Raw genomic sequence first — 20,062 nt, forward strand, 5'->3', positions numbered from 1 at the left:
GGCCGGGCAACTGCTTGCCGCCGGCGCCGGCACCGCCGGGGTACTGCTGGCGACGTCCCCCGGGGTGGTGATTGCCGCACTGACCATCATCAGCGTGATGGTGCGTACGGCGCCCACTAGAACTTATGCAGCCAATTGAGCACCAGTTTGTTGCCCTCAGTGCGGTTCTCAGCCTGCTGTTCAAAGTAGGCGTTTACCGATAGCACCTCTTCCTTGCTGAACGCATAGACCAGGCCTGGGCCAATGGCCCAGACCTTCTCCCGGCGCCCGCTCACGGCGCGTCCATCGACCCGGGTGTCGGTGATTTGCTTCAACCAATAGCCGTTGACCCCCACGCTCAGTTGCTGGTTCAAGGCATATTGCAGCGTCAGATTGGCATGCAATGCCTGGCCGGCCTGGGTATCGGAAACATCCCCGAAGCCTGCCTGCGGATCATCATTCTTGCCATTCCACAGGTACATGAAACGCCCGCTCGCCGACCATTTCGGGCTGAACCAGTACGTCGCCGCGTAATACGGGTTGAATGACCAGAAGTTGCTGCCGGGGTTGATCGAACGATTGCGGTCATAGGCGCCCACCGGGATCGACACATCAGCCTCCACACGCTGGGTCAGCAGCGGGCTGCCATCGGCGCGGCTCAGGGTCGGCAGTTGCAGGAAGGCACCGACCGTCAGATCACCAAAGCCGGCACGGGAACTCAGCGCCGCATTGTTCAACCCATCGTCGACATTCACGTGGGCCAGGGAGGTGTTGATCAGGGTGAATCCGGGCATCGCGCCATTGGCCAGGGGCTGGCCGACGTAGATGATCTGCGTGGTGGGCGCCACCACTTCCACATCCTGCCTGGGCAACGCCAGCTTGTTGCCGTGGGCATCGTTGAAACGGCTCGCTCGGGAGTACGTCAGGTATTCCTCCAGGTACCAGCCGGGCCCCGCCGGGGCCGGTGAGCCGTCGTAGAAACTGGTGGTACCCAGGTTGAGTCCGGGCAGGTCATAAGCATGTGCAATCGGTGACAGTGCGACAAACGTGGTGGCCGCAACCGTCCGCAAGATAGGCTTGAGCATCTTGTATGTCCTGTATTTTTGTTGTTGTTCAAGACTCCCGGCACGGAGGGGCCGCACCGGGATTTATCGCTGTGGCAGGCCCTACACGTAGGTGGCGGCCAACCCGCCATCCACCGGCAGGTTGACCCCGTTGACCCAGCGCGAAGCGTCCGAGCAGAGGAAGGCAATCACCGCCGCCACCTCATCGGCCAGGGCTGGGCGGGTCATGCGCCGGCTGTCCTCGGCCACCCGCTGCGGCCCGAGCATGCTGACGAAATCGCCGAGAATCGGGGTAAACACCGGCCCCGGCGCCACGCAGTTGATACGCACCGAGTGATCGCGAAACCAGCCCTGGGATTGCTGGAAGCTCCACACGATCAGCGCTTCCTTGAAGTACTGATAACAGCTGGCCTGCTCCACCGGATTGGCCGCCAGCCACTGCTGCCCCGCCTCGAAGCTGGACGTCGCGGCCAGCGCCTTGTGCAGCTCCAGCCGTTGCGGCCATTGCGCGCCAAGCACCGAGGCGACATTGACGATGCTGCCGCCCGCCGGCATGCGTGGCAGCAGCGCTTGAGTCAGGTGCCGCAGCCCCAGATAATTGACCGTGGCCACCGCTTGCGTGGGCGCCGTACCGGGCACCCCGGCAATGTTGCACAGCCCGTCGACCCGCGCGGGCAGGCGCGCCACCAGGGCATCAATGCTGGCCGGGTCGCCCAGGTCAGCCTGGAAGAAGCCATCCAGGGTCAGTTGCGGTTCATGGCGATCCACACCGATCACCGTCGCGCCCTGGAAACGCGCGAGCCGTGCCAGTTCGGCGCCAATACCGGAAGCGACGCCGGTGACAATCAGGGTTTTGTTGTGCAGGTTCATGTTCAAGCCCTCTTATTTTTGTATAGGCATGGGTGTATCAAAGCGATGAGCCAGGGCCCGGAACGGCCACGGCTCAGAATGGATAGACAGGCGGCGTATTTTTTACCGTGACCCACTGCCACTGGCTGTACTCGTCCCAGTCGGCCGGCCCGCCGACGCTGCCGCCGTTGCCGGAGGCACCGCGCCCGCCGAACGGGTTGATGCATTCGTCGGCCACGGTCTGGTCGTTGATGTGCAGCAGGCCGCAGTCCAGCCGCTCACCGATGGCCATGGCGCGCCCGACCGACGGCGAGATGATGGCGGCCGAAAGGCCGTACTCCGTGCGGTTGGCCAGTTCGATCGCTTCCTCGTCGGTGGAGAAACTGACCACCGTGGCCACCGGGCCGAACAGCTCTTCCTCAAAGGCGCGCATGCCCGGACGTACGCCACTGAGCACGGTCGGCTGGTAGAACAACCGGTCATAGTCGCCGCCCGCCTCCAGCCGTGCGCCGGCCTGTACGCTGTCACTGACGATCTCGTGCACGCGCTGCAGTTGCCGTTGGTTGATCAACGGGCCGAGCGCCGCTTCACCCTGGGCGGCATTGCCCACAGTGAGCGCCCGGGCCTTGTCCACCAGCTTGCGGGTGAGGCTTTCGGCGATGGATTGATGCACGAGAATCAGCCCGGTCGCCATGCAGATTTGCCCCTGATGCAGCCAGGCGCCCCAGGCTGCATTGCTCGCGGCCAGGTCGAGGTCGGCGTCTTCGAGAATGATCAGCGGGTTTTTCCCGCCCAGCTCCAGTGCAACCTTTTTCAGGTGTCGACCGGCCACTTCAGCGACTTTGCGCCCCGCCGCCGTGGACCCGGTGAATGCAATCATCCGCACATTCGGATCGCGGCACAGCGCTTCCCCCGCCGGCGCCGCGCCGGGCAACACCTGCAGCAGGCCCTTGGGCAAGCCCGCTTCCTCAAACAGACGGGCGATGAGAAAACCCCCGCTGACCGGAGTCTGTGGGTCGGGTTTGAGCACCACGGCATTGCCCGCCGCCAGCGCCGGAGCCACTGAACGCAGTGACAGCACCAGCGGGAAGTTGAACGGTGAAATCACCCCGACCACGCCGTGGGGCTGGCGCCGTGCGTAGGACAGTCGGCCTGCAGCACTGGGCAGCACCACCCCGTGAGGTTGGGACAACAGCCCCGCCGCCTGATGCAGCAGCACAATCGCTTCACGCACTTCGTGCTCGCCCTTGTACAACGCGCCGCCGGTTTCCCGGGCGACGTACAGCGCCAGCTCGGCGAAGGACCGCTGGGCCAGGTCCGCCGCTCTGCGAAATACCTCGGCGCGCTCCCGTGGGCCCAACGCAGCCCAGGCAGGCTGCGCCAGAGCCGCACTGCGGCAGGCGATGGCGATGTCGGCCGCGTTGGCCATGGCGCAGCGCATCAGGGGTTGGCCGGTGGCGGGTTCAATCACGTCAATCACAGATCCCGAAACGGGAATCCAGTCGCCGTTGAACAGGCATTCGGACGCGATGGCCCGCTGTAAAAAAGGGGTGGTCTCAGACACTGGCATTGGCAACTCCGGTTCTTGTAATTGTCATCGTCTGCACAGGGTGCACACGCCGCATCAGGTCTTGAGCAAAGGCTGTGCCGCTTGCACGCAACGGCGCCTACATAAACCGGCGAGGGCTCTGGGTCGAGGCCTGCCACGCAGCGCTCACACGCCTGGGGCGTTCACCGGCAAAAAACCGGGCTCTGCCACTTGTTCAAATGATAAGGTTATGTTTTATAACTATCTGAGCAGTTGCTCATATCGATCACTCGCTTTGCAGGGGCATAACAATGACTAATCCCCACAGCGCGCTGCCCGACGACCGGGCGGCCACCGCGCCCTACCCTCCGCGCGGCGACAGTCGCCAACTCAGTGACAGCAGCTCGCCCACCACGGCGGAACTGGCCGACTGCCTGTTCTTTTCCCCTGAAGACGGGCGCATCTGGCTCAACGATCAACGCATGTTGTTGCTGCACAGTTCGTCGTTCGGCGCCCTGCGCGCCGAGGTCATCGAGCGCCTGGGACTGGACCAGGCCCGGGGCCTGTTCACCCGCGCCGGTTATGCCTCCGGTGCACGGGATGCGCGCTTGATCCGCGAGCGCTGGCCACAGGCCGATGCCGCCGCGGTGTTTCGCGCCGGGACTCACCTGCACACCCTGGAAGGCATGACCAAGGTCGAACCGCTGCACTTCAAGTTCGATGCCGATTCGGGGTTCTATGAAGGGGAATTTCTCTGGCACCACTCGTGCGAAGCCGATGAACATGTAGGGGCCTACGGCATCGGCCAGGACCCGGTGTGCTGGACCGAAACCGGCTATGCCATCGGCTTCGTCAGTGGTCTCTTCGGGCAAATGGTGATTTTCCGCGAAGTGGAATGCCGTGGCATGGGCCATCACCGTTGCCGCGTGATTGGCAAGACCGCCGAGCAATGGGGTGATGTCGAGCAGGACCTACGCTACCTGAATGTGTCCCAGGCCGTCACTGGCCCTGCTACCCCCACGCTCGCAGGCCCCGTCGCCAGCAGTGGCGGAACCCGCCAGCCGCAACCGTTGGTGGGCGCCAGTGCCGCGTTCAACGCGGCGATGCAAGCGCTGCAACGGGTCGCGCTGACCCCGGCAACGGTGTTGATCAGCGGTGAGTCCGGCGTGGGCAAGGAGATGTTTGCGCGCCAGTTGCACCAGCTCAGTCGTCGCCATGACAGCCCGTTTGTGGCACTCAATTGCGCCGCCATCCCGGATAACCTGGTGGAGGCCGAACTCTTCGGTGTCGAACGCGGCGCCTACACCGGCGCGACGCACTCACGCCCCGGGCGGTTCGAACGGGCCCAGGGTGGCACCCTGTTCCTGGATGAAATCACCAGCCTCAGCCTGCCCGGGCAGAGCAAGTTGCTGCGAGCCTTGCAGGAACGGGAAATCGAACGGGTCGGCGGGGTGCGCGGGATCAAGGTGGATGTGCGCGTGGTGGCCGCCACCAATATCGACCTGCGTAAAGCGGTGGCAGACGGAAGCTTTCGCGAAGACCTGTTCTACCGGCTGAATGTATACCCCATCGCCCTGCCCCCGCTGCGTGAACGCCGGGACGACATCCCGCTGCTGATCAATGCGTTCCTGACGCGCTTCTGCCAGGACTACGCCCGGACCCCGGCAGGCCTGACCATGCGCGCCCTGAAGACGTTGCTGCGCTACGACTTCGCGGGCAATGTGCGCGAGCTGCAGAACCTCATCGAACGCGGCCTAATCGCCAGCGATGAAGGCCAGGCCATTGACCTGGTGCATCTGTTTCGCAACGAACCGATGCCCGCCGAGCCCTATGGCCTCGACGACCAGGGCGGCCTGTCGAATACCGCGCAGGCGCCGCGCGCGACGCTGCTGGGTACCCTCGACCCGTTGGACCAGGGGGTTTCCATCGAAGGCCTTGAATCGCGCCTGATCACTGAAGCGTTGCAACAAAGCGCCGGCAACCTGGCTGCGGCCGCCAGACTCGTGGGGCTCAGCCGTGCTCAATTTGCCTACCGTATGAAGAAGCACCAGCGGCAAACCCCTTGAATGGCAATTAGTGCTTTAAAAGCTTTACCCAATTAAGTATTTTGCAGGGGTATGGGGCCGACACGCGCCCCTCTTTTTATTCGTGACAAGGATCTCCTGTGAGCGGACTGCGTGAACGTCAGAAAGCCGAGCGCCGGCAAGCTATCAGTAAAGCCGCGGTCGAACTGTTTGAGCGCCAGGGTTTCCAGAACACCACCATCGAACAGATCGCCAGCCAGGCCGGAGTGTCGCCGCCGACGGTGTTCAAGTACTTCGGCAACAAGCAGGAAATCATCCTGGAAATTCTGCACCACGCCGATCGACGCGCGATCATCGACACCCGCAGCCGGATCCACGAAATCGACGACCCGGTCGAAGCGCTCTGCCACCTGGAACGTCTTCTTACCGGCTATGCACTGGAAGTCATGCACCCCAGCCTGTGGCGTGAACTGCTGCCGCTGATCCTGTTCGGCGGCAGCAATGGACTGCCCGAAGGCTATCGGGCCATGAACGATGCACTGAGGGCCGAGATCAGCGAATTGCTGCGGGAATTGCAACAGGCCGGCAAGCTGCGCCCGCAACTCGATGTGGAATTGGCCGCGTTCCTGTTGAACGATTATTCGCACCTGCAACTGTTCCGGCTGGTGAACCAGGAACACCCGGATATCGACGCACACTCGATGCAGGTCAGGCGTATCACCGAGTTGCTGTTCTACGGCATGCAGGCCTGAGAGCTTCCAGGGTCGGGCCTCAGTAAAAGCGATAGCAACGAATCACCACCTGGTCGGCGCACGGGTAATGCACCAAGCCGATAAAACTTGAACGGGTGAGCCAGTCCAGCCGCCCCTTGGGCACCTGGAACACCGGCGTACAGGTGCAGCGGTACTCCGTCTCAGGAATCGGCCATTGGCCGTCGCGCTCCAGTTGGCGTCCGTACTCAGTCATGCTCAGCACACCCCGGTTACGGATGTTGATCACCTCGCCTTCGTCGGTCCTTACGCTGTAGCGGGCATCCAGTTGACCGATGCCATCGGGGCGCAAAAGAAAGCAATCTTCTCCACCCGCCAGGACCTGGCCGCTGATGCCGACCCCATCGAAATCCCCGCCCACAATCGGGTAATTGCAGCGCAGGCCTTCAACGCTGTCGCCCAGCATCACGCCCGGCCCTATCGCGACGCGAAGGGTCAGCACCCGCTGCAAGTTGGGGGCAATGTCCATCCGTTCAGTCATGGCAAGCTCCAAGCCCGGCGCGCACGCACCGGGCCACACTGATCAGCGGTTGCTCTTGATGGCGGTCCAGGTGCGGGTGCGGATGCGCTCCGCGGCAGCCGGGATCGGCTCCAGGGCGAACAGGGTCTTGCGCGCTTCGTCCGGCACATACATGTTCGGGTCGTTGCGGATGCTGGCGTCCACCAGCGCAGTGGCGTCCTTGTTCGGGTTGGGGTAGCCGATCTTGTTGCTGATGCGCGCAATCACGTCCGGGCGCAGGATGTAATTGATGAACGCATGGGCCTCCGCCAGATCGGGTGCCTTGGCCGGGATCGTCATCACGTCCGACCACATCGGCGCGCCTTCCCTGGGCAGTGCCATCTCGACCTTGACGCCCTTGCCGGCGGCATCTGCCAGTCGGGTGGCCAGTGCGACACCGCCGGACCAGCCCACGCCCACACAGATATCACCGTTGGCCAGGTCCATGCCGTAGCGCGACGAGTTGAAGTAACTGACGTAAGGGCGAATCTTCATCATCAGGGCCTGGGCTTGTACATAGTCCTCGCGCTTCTGGCTATTGGGGTCGAGGCCCTTGTAGTGCAAGGCAATCGGCAGGATCTCGTTGGCGGCGTCGAGAAAACCCACGCCACAACTGGCAAGCTTGGCGAGGTTTTCTTCCTTGAAAATGATGTCCCAGCTGTTCATCTGCACGTCAGGGCCGAGGGCTTTGCGCACCTTGTCGACGTTGTAACCGATCAGCGTGGTGCCCCACAGGTAAGGCACGGCGTAGCGATTGCCGGAGTCACCTGCGGTTTCCAGGGTTTGCATGAATTGCGGGTCCAGGTGCTGCCAGTTTGGCAACTGCTTGCGATCCAGCGGCTGCACGGCACCGGCCGTGATCAAGCGTCCCAGGTTGGCGGAACCGGGAAACACCACGTCATATCCGGAGTTGCCCGTCAACAGCTTGGACTCCATGGTTTCGACGCTGTCGAACACATCGTAAATCGGGCGAATGCCGGTTTCCTCCTGAAAACTCTTGAGCACTTCGGGTGGCAGGTATTCGATCCAGTTGTAGATCCGTACGGTGCGTTCTTCAGCCAGGCAAACTCCACTGATGAGCAACGAGGCGACAGCGCCCAGCACGGTGTTACGCAAAAATCTGTTCATGATCAAAACACTCCAGCGCGGCCGCGATGGCTCGCAGCACTTAATAGCGGTAGGTGAAATACAGTTCCAGCGCACTGAACATCTGGTCGTTGCCGAACACCTGTTTGGCGGCGGCCAGTGGCTTGACCCAGTTGTAGGACAGCGACGTATAGAACGACGGCGTGGGTGTCCAGTCGAGGAAAACCACACTTTCGTCAGCAAAGCGCCGCTCGCTGACCGGTGCGCCCAGGTAGTTTTTCTCGTCCAGCCAGAACTGGTAGTGAATCGCGCCCAGGGTCAGGGTTTCGTTGAGGTGGGTCTTGAGGGAGAACTGCTGGACGTTTTCGTTGCTGTTGAACAGCAGGTAGTTGCCGACCACGTCCCCGACCAGCCAGGTGCTCCAGTCGACGAAACCTTTGCTCAGTGGGTCCCAGGCTTTTTGCCGGTTGTCGGTGAGGTTGTCGTCACCGGAAAAGCTCGCGTAGCGGTAGCCGAGAATCGGCGTCAGCGGCACGGTGCTGAAGGCATAGTCGGCCTGGGCGTACCAGGCGTTGGCAGCGTAGTCGACGCCCTCGCCGCTGCCGCGCTCCAGCGCGTACTCGGCATTCAGCGTCAGCGCCTGTAAGCCGGGCACCTTGGCGTTGAGCGCCCGCAGGTTGTACACCTGCATGCCGTCCCGACGGCGCGGGAGCGTGCTGCCTCGAGGGCCAAGGGCATTGACCTTCATGGCCATGGCGCCGAGCGTCACCTGGTCATCGAAGTTGTAGTCCAGGTTGACGCCGGTCATGCGGAAATCGCCCAAGTCATCATCGGTGCGCAAGGTGAAGGCCTGGGACTTCAGCGCGCCATGATCCCAGGCGAGGATCGCCGAATCCTTGAAGGCGGTTCGCGGGGCGAGCCAGTAGGCGCCATCCTTGAACTGGTCGAGGTTGCCATCCATGACGATGAACCCCGTACCGATCATGTAGTTCTGGCGGCCGGCGGTGAGCTTCCACTCGCCGGCGCGAAAACCGCCGTAGAGTTCTTCGGCTGCGGCCTTGCCATCGGAGCTGCGGGTCAAGCCACCCGCGTCGCCGTCGCCGAAGGTGCTCGCCGCCACCAGGGAGCCGCCCGCGAGCAGGCTGAAATCCGGTTGCAACGCATACTCCAGTTTGACCCCCGGTTTTACGTAGACCTCTTGCCAGTTGATCCGGGCGCCGCCGTTTTTACCGTTGCGCGCATCGACCTGGCCGCTGCCGAAGTTGACACCACGGGTAAACAACGTCGCCCCGCCTGCGGTCAGATTGACTTCGCCCTTGAGATCGCCGTCCTCAAAGGTGTAGCCCGCCAACGCAACGTGGGTAGTCAAAGGTAAGCCGACCGCCAACAGCGCTCGAGAGAAACGCTTGGTGAATACCATAAGAAGCTCCTGTGGAATTATTGTTGTTACAGGGCAGTCAATGGCGACGCAGGGCGCCGCCAACACCTGGGCAAGCCAGGTGAATAGAACGCAAGACTCTTATTTTTTAGGCATGGGTCAGTGACTCAGGTGGGCGGCGATCGCGCGCAGCATGCGCACGCTGTCCGTATCGAACGGGCTGACCGCATCGGTGAGCGACGATTGCTTGACGATCACTACGCCGGACGGCTTGTCGATGAACAGGTACTGGCCGTGAATGCCCCCGGCCATCAGGGCCTGGCTGTGGTCGTTGAACACGTACCACTGGCTTCGATAGGACGCCCCCGGGGTCCAGCTGGAGAACTCGGCATTTTGCGCGTAGATCGCCGGGTCCGCACCGGCGGCGATACGGGCCACGGTCTCGGGCGACAGCAGCTCAGCACCGTCGTGGCGACCGTTGTTGGCCAGCAGGCGACCGAAGCGCGCCATGTCTCTCAAAGTGGCGCTGAACCCCGCCCCGGCCACGTTACGCCCCCACGGATCGGCCATGAAATAGCCGTCGCGCTCGCACCCCAGGCGCCCCCAGACCTCCTCCAGCATCTGACTGCAGGCCTTGCCCGAGGCACGTTCCATGACCCACGCCAAGGCTTCGGTGGTGGCCGTCACATAGTGGAAAAAGCCGCCGTGGCTGCCGCGTTTCTTGAGGGATGGCAAGTACTGGTACAACGATTCGAACTGCGCGTACTGCGCCGGTGCGGGTTGAAAGCCGCAGGCATAGCCGTACTGCGAGCTTTCTGAATTGGGGTCGTCATACACTTCGCTGTAGTCGATGCCCACCGCCATATCGAACAATTGGCGCACCGTCGCATCGCCAAATGCGCTGCCCGCCAGTTCAGGCACGTAGTAAGCGGCCGGCCGCTCGGGGTTGAGCGCGCCGCGCGTCACCAACTGTTCACCCAAGGTACCGATCAACGACTTGGTCACCGAGAACATGATGTGCCGGTCACAGGCGCGCTGACCGTTGAAGTAGCGCTCGTACAACACCCTGTCACCCTGCATCACCAAAAAGGCGTCCGTCTGGCTGGCGACGAGGTGCTCGATCACACGGATGCCCAGCCCACTCTCACTGTCGAAACACAGCTGATCCAGCGCGCGCGGGGCCTCCTGGAGCTGACCGGCAGGCCCTGGCCCCGCCGACACATCAATGCTGGGGCGCAGTCGAGACAGATGACGGAACCCCCATTGATTGAAGGGCGCGCGCATCCAGTTGTTCCACGTTACCCGGTGTTCCGGCGCGGCGGGAAAACCCTGCATCAGCAGCGGCGCCACGCGAGTGGCCAATGAGGATTCATTGGCCAAGACGTAAGAAGTCGCGAGGGAGAATTGAGCTTTATGACTCATCGGGATAACCCTGAAGATGACTCTGCATGAAGCAGATGCAGAGAAATAATTACCCCGTACAATATTTTAGTCAATAAAACTTTTTACCATGAAAATAAATTTGCTTGCACGTAGCGCGCGAGTCCACCCTGCCCATTCTCCAGCAACAGACCTGAGGTTCGCTTCGAGCAAAAACAAACGGCGGGCTTTCAATCACGATGGCAACGAATCAGGCGTCCTGCAAAATCAGGTCGGCGCCCTTCTCCGCTACCATCAGCACTGCGGCGTGGGTATTGCCGCTCGTCACATTGGGAAAAATCGACGCATCAACAATGCGCAGGCCATCGAGACCATGGACTTTAAGCCGTTTATCGACCACTGACGTCTGTACATCCGCCCCCATCGCGCACGAGCCGCACAGGTGATAGATCGAACCGCTGTTTTCGCGAAAGTACTGCAGCATCTGTTCATCACTTTCGACCATCGGCCCCGGGAGGACTTCGGCAACCGTGATGCTTTTCAAGGCCGGCGCCTGCATGATTTTGCGCATCAGCCGACTGCCCTGGATCACTTCGTCGATGTCCTTTTGTGTGCTCAAGTAATTGGGATCGATCAGCGCCGCATCCCGGGGGTTATTCGACCGGATCTCGATATGCCCACGACTCGTCGGACGGCAGGGGTTGAAACACAACAGGAAGCCGGAGTACGGCTCTGGCTTGAGGCTGGCCTTGTTGTTTTTCGGGATCTGATACGACAGCGGATTGAAGTACAGCTGAAGGTTCGGGTTGGCCTGCGCCTCGTTGCCACGGAAGAAACCGCCGGCCTGGTTGACGCTCATCGCCAAGGCGCCCTTGCGGGTCAGCAGGTATTTGAGGCCGAGCTTGAACTGCCCGAACAGCGAGCTGAGCTGGTCATTAAGCGTCGCAATGTTGGCCTTGTAGTAGTAGCTGACGCACAAGTGATCCTGAAGGTTCTGCCCCACCGCCGGCAGGTGTTTGACCAGCGGGATCTGGTGCCTGGCCAGCAACGCCTGATCGGCGACACCGGACAGTTGCAGAATCTTCGGTGTGTCAACGGCACCGGCGCAGAGGATCACCTCTTTGCGCGCCTGGAAGGTGAGGACCACGCCGTGTTGGGTCACGCAAATACCGCTGGCCCGCTCGTTCTCGAACACTACCCGATCCACCAGTGCGTAATGCTCGACCGTCAGATTCGGGCGGCTGAGTGCGGGATGCAGATGCGCAAAACTACTGGAACTGCGCTGGCCGTCCTTGGTGTTGACATCGTAGATGCCCGAGCCTTCGAAGTTCGGCCCGTTGAAGTCGTCACTCTGCGGGTAACCGAGTTCATCGCAACCCTTGAGGAACACATCGCAGATTGGATGGGTCTCTCCCTTCATCGGAGTGATGCTGATCGGGCCGCTGCCGCCGTGGTATTCGCTTTCGCCCAACGGATGGTTTTCCAGTTTGCGAAAATACGGCAACACGTCCTTGAAACCCCAGCCATCGTTGCCGTTGGCGGCCCAGTCATCGAAGTCATGGGCCTGACCACGGACGTAGACCATTGCATTGATCGAGCCGGAACCGCCCTGGACCTTGCCGCGCGGGGCATAAATTTCACGGTTGTTGAGCTGCTTTTGCGGCTGGCTGTAGTACATCCAGTTGAAGGTTGGGTTGTAATACATCTTGGCGAAGCCAACCGGGATCTTGAACCACAGCGAACTGTCCTTGCCGCCCGCTTCCAGCAGCAGCACCGTGTATTGGCCGCAGGCCGATAGCCGGTTGGCGAGGATGCAACCGGCCGCGCCTGCGCCAGCGATGATGTAGTCGTATGTCATGCACGGTTACCGCGTAAGTCGTTATTTAAAAAACACCCATTCCCGCAACTGAACGACGGGAAATCCCGTCAGCCTCTGGCCGGCGATGTGTCTTTGACGTCTGCCGGGGCCGGCGCCATTTGCAGGTGCAAACGCTCACCGGTATAGGGCGAATGCCTGCGCACCACGTCCATGTTCAGCTCCACCCCAAGGCCCGGCTCGGTGGACGGGATGATGTAGCCGTCCTCCCATTGCAGCGGCTTGGTCAGTACCTCGGCGTGGAAACCGCCCCAGGTCATGATGCTTTCCTGGATCAGAAAATTCGGGGTGCAGGTTGCCAACTGGAAACTCGCCGCCGCGCCAATCGGCCCGTTATAAAGGTGCGGTGCGATCTGCGCGTAATAGGCCTCGGCCATGCTCGCGATCTTCTTGGCTTCCAGGAGCCCGCCGCAGCGGGCGACGTTCATTTGCAGAATCGACGCGCCGCCAGCCTGCAACAGCTTGAAAAATTCGTACTTGGTGGTCAGCCGCTCGCCCGTAGCAATCGGAATGGTGGTCTTGGCCGCGACTTGCGCCATCGCCTCCTCCTGGCCCGGTGGCACCGGTTCTTCAAACCACAACGGGTCGTACTTCTCCAGGCGCTTGGCCAGGCGAATCGCTGAGGACGGGACCATTTGCCCGTGGGTGCCGAACAGCAGGTCGCACTTGTCGCCCACCGCTTCGCGGATCTTGCGGCAGAAGGTTTCGCAGCGCTCCAGCACTTGCAGCGAAATCTGGTGCCCGGAGTACGCGGTGTACGGCCCGGCCGGGTCGAACTTCACGGCGGTGAAGCCTTTATTCATGTTCTCGACGGCGCATTCGGCAGCCAGGTCCGGGTCGTCGTAGTCGTACTCACCCTGGCTGTTGACCGGGTACAGGTAGGTGTAGGAACGCAGGCGCTCATTGACCTTGCCGCCAAGCAATTCATAGACCGGCTTGTTCGCCGCTTTGCCGATAATGTCCCAGCAGGCCATTTCCAGGCCGCTGACCACGCCCATCATGGTCAGGTCGGGACGCTGGGTGAAACCGCTCGAATAGGCCTGACGGAAAAAACGCTCGATGTGATGCGGGTCGTGGTTGAGCAAGTAGCGTTCAAACACGTCTTCGATGATCGGCAGCATGGCTTTGGGGCCGAAGGTCGCAGCGTAGATTTCGCCGACACCTTCAATGCCGCAATCGGTCTTGAGCTTGACGAACAGCCAGTACATGCCGCCGATGTGCGGTGGCGGTACGGCAACAATATGGGTTTCAAGGGCGACGATTTTCATCTCAGGCACCTGTTTTATTCGAAGATTGACGATTGATACGCGCGCGCAAGGTCAGGGCCGCGAGGGTCCCGATCACGCCGACGGAGGCGATGTAACCGAAATACAGCTTGTAACCAAGGGCGCCGGGGAAGTGCTCGGTGAGGTAGCCGTTGATTAATGGAATGAAGGCGTCCGGCAGGTAACCGACCACCGAGACAATGCCGATGGCCAGACCGGTGATACGCAGCGGAATGTTGCAGGTGTCGAGGATCGCCCAGTACAAACCGCGAATCGCATACGTCATCAGGCCGATGAAGATCACCGTACCGACCAGCAGGCCCATGCTGTTGAGCGCCGGGAACACGATCAGGCCGACCATCGCCAACGTCGCGAGGAACAGCGCCACGATCAGCACCGAAATGTTCGAGAACCTGTCACCGAGCCAGCCGCCACCGATACCGCCAATCGGGCGCATCCACAGCTTGATGGTGGTGATGGTGCCGGCCATGACGGCGGTCATGCCGCCGCCCTGCAAATAATCGGAGAAGCTGTAGGTCGCCCAGAAGATGTGGTAACCGCAGAACACGATGGCCGTCACCAACCACAGCTCGGGGATTTTCACCAGTGTGGTCAGGTCGCTGAGCAGGTTGTATTTGCCCTTTTCCACTGGCGCGGTGTCCTCCATCGACTTCGGGTCCTTGATCAGCACCAGCACACAACCGATGGCGATACAGGTGCAGGCGTACAGGTAGACCACGTGCTTGAAACCTTCAGCGGCGGACTCGCCACGGGTTTCAGTGGCGAAGGCGAACAGCCCCAGGGCGACCGTTGCGAGCAACGCCTCGACCAGGCCGCGACCGCCGTCGAGGATGCCGAAGAACCGGCCCTGTTCAGTGTGATGAGCAATCATCTTCACCCGCTTGAGCACAGAGGCCCAGAACGTCAGGCCGGTGGTCAGGCCCCAGCAACCGAAGATGATCATCAAACCGGTCATCGAGGGTGCCGTGGAGTACCAAAGCCCCAAGGCTCCGGTGGCCACCAGCGAAAAGAAAATCAAAAACCGTGGCGCGATCCGGTCGGCCAGCCAACCGCTCGGCAAATAGCTGAGCAGGAAAATCGTCCCGAGCATCGAGTACAGATAACCCAATTCGCTGTGGTTGATCTGGAACACCTCAAGCATGGTGGTCTGGTAAACCTGGCGCAGGTAGAGGATCGGATAGATCGCCCCGGCGGCCAGCACCAGCAGCATTAACTGGACGTAGCGACTTCCCGTGTCACTGCGGCTTTTTGCACCCGCGCTCGAACCCTGAACAGCGGCAACAGTGGTTGCAGACTTGGACATCTGTGAGACCTCGGGCAGCCCGGTGGTCCGGGCGCCCCAATAATTGTTTTTATAGGTGTGGCGTGAGGCGTATTGCGGGTGGATCAGTACTTCATCACCACAAGTCGGGTCTGGGTGAATTCGAGCATGCCGTGCTTGCCGTCATCACCGCCCAGGCCCGAACGTTTCCATCCGGCGTGGAAGCCCTGGTAGGGGTCGGCCGGGGTCCGGTTGATGTACAACTCGCCGGCCTCGATGGTGTTGGCGACTTTCAGGGTGGTGCGATAGTTCTCGGTGTACAGCACCGACGACAGGCCGAACTGGTGATCGTTGGCCATGGCCAGCGCTTCGTCGATGTCGCGGTACTTGAGCACTGGCAGCACCGGGCCGAAGATTTCTTCCTGGATGATTTCCATGTCCTGGCGACAATTGCTCAACAGCGTCGGCGGGTAGAAATGGCCGTTGCCCTCAGGCAAAAAACCGCCTGTTTCCAGTACAGCACCGTCGGCGACGGCGCGCTCGACCATGGCGTGGATGTTTTGCTGCGAACTTGCGTTGACCAATGGACCCATCAGGTTGGCGTCGGTGGCGCGGTCGCCAAACTTCACGGCGCTGATTTTGGCTTTGAGCAACCCGAGAAATTGTTCGTAGACACTTTCCTGCACATAAACCCGCTCCACCGCCGTGCACACCTGACCGCAGTGAGTGGTCTTGGACGCGACGATAGCGCTGGCGGCGGCTTCAAGGTCAGCATCGGCCTCAATGATTGCCGGAGTTTTGCCGCCCAGTTCCAGGGACGGTTTGGCGATGTTGGTCTTGCAATAATCAAGCACCATGCGCCCGGCGTTGACACTGCCGGTCAGGGTGATCAAGCCGACGGCGTTGTGGGTGCAGACCGTTGCGGCGGTGGCATGGTCCATGGTCAGTATGTTGACCACCCCAGCGGGCAGACCGGATTGCTGCACAGCCTTGGCGATTTCAAACGCGGAGGTCGGGGTGTTGTTACTCGGGCGCACCACCACGGTATTACCGGCAATCAGTGCCGGGGCGATTTTTCGCAGCAACGTGTAGACCGGGTAGTTGAAAGGAATCAGGCAGGCGACCACACCAATCGGCTCGCGGTGCAGGAAGAGGTTTTCGTTCGGGGTGTCGCTGGGGATGATCTCGCCTTCGATCCGCCGTGCCCACTCGGCGTGGTATCGGGTGACTTGCGCGGCGTAACGGGCTTCGTTGCTGGCGTCGCTGACACTTTTGCCGGACTCGGCGGCCAGTGCAGCACCGATGCTCTCGGCGCAGGCCTCCAGGGCGTCGGCGAATGAACGCAGATGCTCGGCGCGTTCAATGCTGGTGAGTTTGCCCCAGCGCTTCTGGGCGGCGGCGGCAGCCTCGACAGCTGCCGTGGCTTCAGCACGGGTGGCGGCCGAAACCTGACCGACCAACGCTTCAGTCGCCGGGTTGTAGACTGCAATCAGCGCATCGCTGGCAGGCTCAATGAAGTGACCGTTTACAAAGTTTCGCTCAAGTCGCATGTGCATCGCCCATCGTTGTTTTTATCCAGTTCCCGCAGTCTTGGCATCCTGAGGGGGTTGAACAAACGATTTATCGAGCGGCGTAACATTCAAAAAATGCATGTTCCCCGAGAAGGAATCAAATGTCCCCTGAAGGTTGGGTGGGTCAACTGGCGGCGGTGGAGGGTTCGAGCTGCCTTTGCGCCAACCAGATTTCTTCCTGCAACCACTGGGCGAACACCTGCAATTGCGGCATCAAGGTCTGCTCCGGCCGGGTCACCAACCAGTAGGATTGATGCCCTTCCACATGCACGTTCAGTACCTGGGTCAACTGCCCGCTGGCCAGCTCCGGGGCAACCATGTGCCAGTCGGCAATGGTGATACCCAGGCCGTCGGTGGCCGCACGAATCGCCAGGTCCAGCAGGTCGAATTCATAACCGCCCTGGGTATCCACGCCGCTGATTTTCGCCGCGTCGAGCCAGTGTTTCCAGGTCAGATAACGCTGATCTTCCCTGGCCAACACGTGCAGCAAGGTCAGGCGATTAAGGTCGATTTCGCCCTCGCTCGCTTCCCGCGCATACAACGACGACGCGCACACCGCAATGTGCCGTTCCTGAAGCAGCAGAGAGCTGTCCAGCCCATCCCATTCGCCATCGCCAAAGCGGATCGCGCAGTCCAGCGTGCTGGTTTCCGCCAGGCTGTCCTGCAAGCGCGTGGTAATGCTCAGCTCCAATTCGGGGTGTTTTTCCCGCAGCCGTCCCAGGCGCGGCATCAACCAGCGGCTGGTGAAGGTTGGCGGCGCGTTGATGTGCAGGCGATTAGCGTGGGACTTCTGCTGGATGCTGCGCACCGTCAGCTCGATTTTGTCGAAGGATTGATGCAGTGCCCGCAGCAGAACCCGGCCGGCGCTGGTCAGTTCAAGGTGGTGGTGCCGGCGTTCCAGCAGATTCTCACCGAGCTGTTCTTCGAGCTGACGCACCTGGCGGCTGACAGCACTTTGAGTGACATTGAGCAGCTCCGCCGCCCGGGTAAAACTGCCGGTACTGCCGGCCACTTCGAAGGCTTTGAGCGCATTGAGTGCGGGCATTTTGCGTTTCATGAACAGGACTCGCGCTGGGGCTGACGAGCCCCAAGCATCCCACGGCTTGCGGGAAATTTCCCGAGTAACATGCATTTTTGTGTTGTGGTGGGCGACTCCCTGCTCCCTCGCCACAGGTAATCGGCACGATTCAATGACGTCGCTTTCAGCCCTGCCGCTGTCGCCGACGTATAAATAGCATGAGTATTTCGCAGCACACTCATGACTATTAAGCACTGGCTGTTTTATTTATAGAGACGCTAGTCTTATTTGAATTAAATGCCCGACCCAGTCAACGCACTTACCTAGGGCAGTCCTCGCACTTACGCCCCATTCCATAGCAATTAATGACCGAGCCAACTCCATGCCAATCAACCCACACTCACCCACAAGAAGTATTGTTTTATTGGCGCTTATCTTTACGGCGTGTAACGCCACCACCCACGGCTTCAGTATTTTCCTCTATTCGGCCTTATTACCCCAGATCCGCCAGGTGTTCGAGCTGAGCTACAGCCAGGCCGCGTTTATCGCGGCGCTGCTGCAACTGTTCTACATGGGCGCGTCGATTGTCAGCGGTATCGCCGCGGCGTGGATCAGCCCACGCAACATGGTAAAACTGACGATGGCCTTGAGCCCGGCACTGCTGGCCTTGGCGGTCGCCACCCCGTGGGTGCTGCCGTATGCGCTGTGCCTGGCGTTGGTCTCGGCCTGCGCCGTGGCGAACTGGAACGCCATCGCCGCACTGGTCGGCGAAGTGATCCCCGCCTCCCACCGCAGCCGCGTGCTGGGCCTGGCGTCGTCAGGTGCGGCGTTTGCGATCTGCCTTAACGGGGTGCTGATCGCCTTGTTGCAGGGCATCTCGCTGCGGCACTTCTGGCTGGTTTGCGCCGGGCTGACACTGATGGTCACCCTACTGACCTTTTGGGTCCTGGCACCGCTGGCGACAGCCCAGCGCATCAAGCAAAGCAGCGCGCCGTCGCTGCGCCGGATACTCAGGCAATGGTTGAAGCTGTGTGTGGAATACCCGGTGGCGCTGCACATACTGCTGCTCAGTGCCTTTATTGGCGGGATCAGCGGCCCGTTCCTGAATTTCCTCTCGGCGTTTGCCAGCGAACGATTGGGCGCCAACGCACAGATCACCGGCTCGTTGTGGACACTGATCGGGATTGGCGGGGTTGTCGGCGGATTGTTGTTGGGTTCGCTGGCGGATCGCTGGGGGGCATTGAGAGTAATGGCGTTGAGTATCGGCGCCTTCGGCCTGGCGATGCTCGCACTACTCTGGCAACCAAGCTTGAATCTGACCTGGCTGGCGGCCGGGCTGTTCGCGCTGTTCTATTTCCCGGTCTGGGGCTTGATGGCCGCCTACCTCAGCGCACGCTTGAGCCCCGTACAAAGCCTGCAAGTGGTGAGCCTGAGCATGGTCGGTTATGGCTTGGGCAGCGCCACCGCCAATTGGCTGTGCGGCTGGCTGCTGCAAGCCACCGGACAGTTTGGCCTGGTGCATGGCTGGATCGTCTGCTGGGTCACTGCCAGCCTGTTATTGCTGGGGCTGATGGCCCGCCGTCAACGCTGTGAACCGGCGCTCGGCCAGCCACTTTGAACGGCCTAACCGGCGCGCCACAATGTCCACCAAAGCCTCCACCGCCAGCGCCTGGCACTGTGCAGAACGCCAGAACATCAACCGCGCAGGCTCAATCGGCGGAAAGCCCTGAGCCTCGTCCAGCACCTGCCAACCCGACGGCACCAGGCGTCGCGCCGTGACACCGACCGACTGGCCCTGTTCGATGGCAATCCCAATCCCACGCGGGCTCTGGCTGGTGTAAACCACATGCCACGCCAGTCCGGCCTCGGCCAGCGCCCGCACGGCGTTGGCTCTAAAGGCGCAACCCTCGGCATACACCGCCAGCGGCACAGAAGCATCCGCACCGGCGCACCACCCCTCAGCCGCCACCCACACCAACGGTTCGTCGCAGAGGTATTCACCCGCGTGCAGATTGGCGTGTTGCACGCCGAGCACCAGGTCCAGCTCACCGCGCTGTAAACGGCTGACCAGCGCGGTCGACATTTCGCAACAGACGTCCGGCCGCACCTGGGGGAACTGCGCCTGAAAGTCGCGCAACACCCCGGCCAGGCAAAACTGGGCGTAGTCCTCGGGCATGCCGACGTGAATGCACGCCTGCTCATCCGGCAGTTGCACGGCGTTGATCGCATCAGCGTGCAGCTTGAGGATTTGCCGCGCATAGATCAGAAATGTCTCGCCACAGGGTGTCAGGCTCACCGAGCGACTGGTGCGCTGGACCAACGGCGTGCCGACAATCTCTTCCAGGCGCTGCAAATTCTGGCTGATGGTCGACTGGGTTTTGTGCAAACGCTCGGCCGCCGCAGAAAATCCCTGGCACTCGATTATCGCGACAAACACTTTCAGTAAGCTTCCATCCAGTTCGCCTGACATAACTATCGCCCCTGCCGATGGAT

General features: G+C 61.3%; 16 protein-coding genes and 1 pseudogene. 4 read left to right on the forward strand and 13 right to left on the reverse strand.

All coding sequences use genetic code 11. The features are described 5' to 3' along the window. Positions 1–139: pseudogene (locus BFP96_RS31080) on the forward strand (3-(3-hydroxy-phenyl)propionate transporter MhpT); the annotation flags it as partial. Here the strand turns inward: BFP96_RS31080 and BFP96_RS03635 are convergent. The 3 genes from BFP96_RS03635 to BFP96_RS03645 all read right to left on the reverse strand — a co-directional run bounded on the left by BFP96_RS03635 (position 117) and on the right by BFP96_RS03645 (position 3,462). Then, complete coding sequence (locus BFP96_RS03635; protein ID WP_065935598.1) at positions 117–1,064, reverse strand: SphA family protein; 948 nt, start codon at positions 1,062–1,064, stop codon at positions 117–119. The pseudogene BFP96_RS31080 and the gene BFP96_RS03635 overlap by 23 nt on opposite strands. A gap of 81 nt (positions 1,065–1,145) precedes the next feature. Beyond that, complete coding sequence (locus BFP96_RS03640; protein ID WP_065893283.1) at positions 1,146–1,913, reverse strand: coniferyl-alcohol dehydrogenase; 768 nt, start codon at positions 1,911–1,913, stop codon at positions 1,146–1,148. Positions 1,914–1,986: 73 nt separating this feature from the next. Continuing rightward, the gene (locus tag BFP96_RS03645) at positions 1,987–3,462 is read right to left on the reverse strand and encodes a benzaldehyde dehydrogenase (RefSeq protein ID WP_065935599.1); all 1,476 of its coding nucleotides are present in this window, start codon (positions 3,460–3,462) and stop codon (positions 1,987–1,989) included. A 269-nt stretch (positions 3,463–3,731) separates the two neighbouring features. On the opposite strand from BFP96_RS03645, the gene BFP96_RS03650 reads away from it, so the two are divergent. Next, on the forward strand, positions 3,732–5,486 hold the full coding sequence (locus tag BFP96_RS03650) for a sigma-54-dependent Fis family transcriptional regulator (protein WP_065935600.1): 1,755 nt from the start codon (positions 3,732–3,734) through the stop codon (positions 5,484–5,486). Positions 5,487–5,584: 98 nt separating this feature from the next. Beyond that, a complete protein-coding gene (locus BFP96_RS03655) occupies positions 5,585–6,196 on the forward strand; it encodes a TetR/AcrR family transcriptional regulator (RefSeq protein ID WP_065893286.1) in 612 nt (203 codons plus the stop codon). A 19-nt stretch (positions 6,197–6,215) separates the two neighbouring features. On the opposite strand, the gene BFP96_RS03660 is transcribed toward BFP96_RS03655, so the two are convergent. From BFP96_RS03660 to BFP96_RS03700, 9 genes are all read right to left on the reverse strand, one after another. Continuing rightward, positions 6,216–6,695, reverse strand: a complete 480-nt coding sequence (locus tag BFP96_RS03660) for a DUF3237 domain-containing protein (RefSeq protein WP_017139047.1) — start codon at positions 6,693–6,695, stop codon at positions 6,216–6,218. Between the two features lie 42 nt (positions 6,696–6,737). Then, entirely contained in the window at positions 6,738–7,841 is a 1,104-nt protein-coding gene (locus tag BFP96_RS03665; RefSeq protein ID WP_065935601.1) for a polyamine ABC transporter substrate-binding protein, read from the reverse strand. A 40-nt stretch (positions 7,842–7,881) separates the two neighbouring features. Continuing rightward, entirely contained in the window at positions 7,882–9,219 is a 1,338-nt protein-coding gene (locus tag BFP96_RS03670) for a hypothetical protein (protein ID WP_065935602.1), read from the reverse strand. A gap of 117 nt (positions 9,220–9,336) precedes the next feature. Continuing rightward, positions 9,337–10,599, reverse strand: a complete 1,263-nt coding sequence (locus BFP96_RS03675; protein ID WP_065893289.1) for a serine hydrolase domain-containing protein — start codon at positions 10,597–10,599, stop codon at positions 9,337–9,339. 208 nt (positions 10,600–10,807) lie between these two features. Beyond that, complete coding sequence (locus BFP96_RS03680) at positions 10,808–12,415, reverse strand: GMC family oxidoreductase (protein WP_065935603.1); 1,608 nt, start codon at positions 12,413–12,415, stop codon at positions 10,808–10,810. A 68-nt stretch (positions 12,416–12,483) separates the two neighbouring features. Continuing rightward, a complete protein-coding gene (locus BFP96_RS03685; RefSeq protein ID WP_065893291.1) occupies positions 12,484–13,701 on the reverse strand; it encodes a mandelate racemase/muconate lactonizing enzyme family protein in 1,218 nt (405 codons plus the stop codon). A gap of 1 nt (position 13,702) precedes the next feature. Continuing rightward, entirely contained in the window at positions 13,703–15,022 is a 1,320-nt protein-coding gene (locus tag BFP96_RS03690; protein WP_065896890.1) for an MFS transporter, read from the reverse strand. 83 nt (positions 15,023–15,105) lie between these two features. Next, positions 15,106–16,530: an aldehyde dehydrogenase gene (gene aldA, locus BFP96_RS03695; protein WP_065896931.1), complete on the reverse strand. Its 1,425-nt coding sequence runs from the start codon at positions 16,528–16,530 to the stop codon at positions 15,106–15,108. Positions 16,531–16,675: 145 nt separating this feature from the next. After that, positions 16,676–17,608, reverse strand: coding sequence for a LysR substrate-binding domain-containing protein (locus BFP96_RS03700; protein ID WP_065893293.1), 933 nt, complete (start codon positions 17,606–17,608; stop codon positions 16,676–16,678). 343 nt (positions 17,609–17,951) lie between these two features. Here BFP96_RS03700 and BFP96_RS03705 point away from each other — a divergent pair, with 343 nt between their 5' ends. Beyond that, positions 17,952–19,187, forward strand: coding sequence for an MFS transporter (locus tag BFP96_RS03705; protein WP_065893294.1), 1,236 nt, complete (start codon positions 17,952–17,954; stop codon positions 19,185–19,187). Here the strand turns inward: BFP96_RS03705 and BFP96_RS03710 are convergent. Then, positions 19,125–20,039, reverse strand: coding sequence for a LysR family transcriptional regulator (locus tag BFP96_RS03710; RefSeq protein WP_065935604.1), 915 nt, complete (start codon positions 20,037–20,039; stop codon positions 19,125–19,127). The genes BFP96_RS03705 and BFP96_RS03710 overlap by 63 nt on opposite strands. Between the last annotated feature and the right edge of the window lie 23 nt (positions 20,040–20,062).

This window comes from Pseudomonas sp. 34 E 7, assembly GCF_900005715.1.
GTDB lineage: Bacteria > Pseudomonadota > Gammaproteobacteria > Pseudomonadales > Pseudomonadaceae > Aquipseudomonas > Aquipseudomonas orientalis_A.

What these genes read in the sequence shown, in the direction of transcription:
- BFP96_RS03635 (WP_065935598.1), bottom strand. Translation starts at nt 1,064, where the DNA reads ATGCTCAAGCCTATCTTGCGGACGGTTGCGGCCACCACGTTTGTCGCA.
- BFP96_RS03640 (WP_065893283.1), bottom strand. Translation starts at nt 1,913, where the DNA reads ATGAACCTGCACAACAAAACCCTGATTGTCACCGGCGTCGCTTCCGGT.
- BFP96_RS03645 (WP_065935599.1), bottom strand. Translation starts at nt 3,462, where the DNA reads ATGCCAGTGTCTGAGACCACCCCTTTTTTACAGCGGGCCATCGCGTCC.
- BFP96_RS03650 (WP_065935600.1), top strand. Translation starts at nt 3,732, where the DNA reads ATGACTAATCCCCACAGCGCGCTGCCCGACGACCGGGCGGCCACCGCG.
- BFP96_RS03660 (WP_017139047.1), bottom strand. Translation starts at nt 6,695, where the DNA reads ATGACTGAACGGATGGACATTGCCCCCAACTTGCAGCGGGTGCTGACC.
- BFP96_RS03665 (WP_065935601.1), bottom strand. Translation starts at nt 7,841, where the DNA reads ATGAACAGATTTTTGCGTAACACCGTGCTGGGCGCTGTCGCCTCGTTG.
- BFP96_RS03670 (WP_065935602.1), bottom strand. Translation starts at nt 9,219, where the DNA reads ATGGTATTCACCAAGCGTTTCTCTCGAGCGCTGTTGGCGGTCGGCTTA.
- BFP96_RS03675 (WP_065893289.1), bottom strand. Translation starts at nt 10,599, where the DNA reads ATGAGTCATAAAGCTCAATTCTCCCTCGCGACTTCTTACGTCTTGGCC.
- BFP96_RS03680 (WP_065935603.1), bottom strand. Translation starts at nt 12,415, where the DNA reads ATGACATACGACTACATCATCGCTGGCGCAGGCGCGGCCGGTTGCATC.
- BFP96_RS03685 (WP_065893291.1), bottom strand. Translation starts at nt 13,701, where the DNA reads ATGAAAATCGTCGCCCTTGAAACCCATATTGTTGCCGTACCGCCACCG.
- BFP96_RS03690 (WP_065896890.1), bottom strand. Translation starts at nt 15,022, where the DNA reads ATGTCCAAGTCTGCAACCACTGTTGCCGCTGTTCAGGGTTCGAGCGCG.
- aldA (WP_065896931.1), bottom strand. Translation starts at nt 16,530, where the DNA reads ATGCGACTTGAGCGAAACTTTGTAAACGGTCACTTCATTGAGCCTGCC.
- BFP96_RS03700 (WP_065893293.1), bottom strand. Translation starts at nt 17,608, where the DNA reads ATGAAACGCAAAATGCCCGCACTCAATGCGCTCAAAGCCTTCGAAGTG.
- BFP96_RS03705 (WP_065893294.1), top strand. Translation starts at nt 17,952, where the DNA reads ATGCCAATCAACCCACACTCACCCACAAGAAGTATTGTTTTATTGGCG.
- BFP96_RS03710 (WP_065935604.1), bottom strand. Translation starts at nt 20,039, where the DNA reads ATGTCAGGCGAACTGGATGGAAGCTTACTGAAAGTGTTTGTCGCGATA.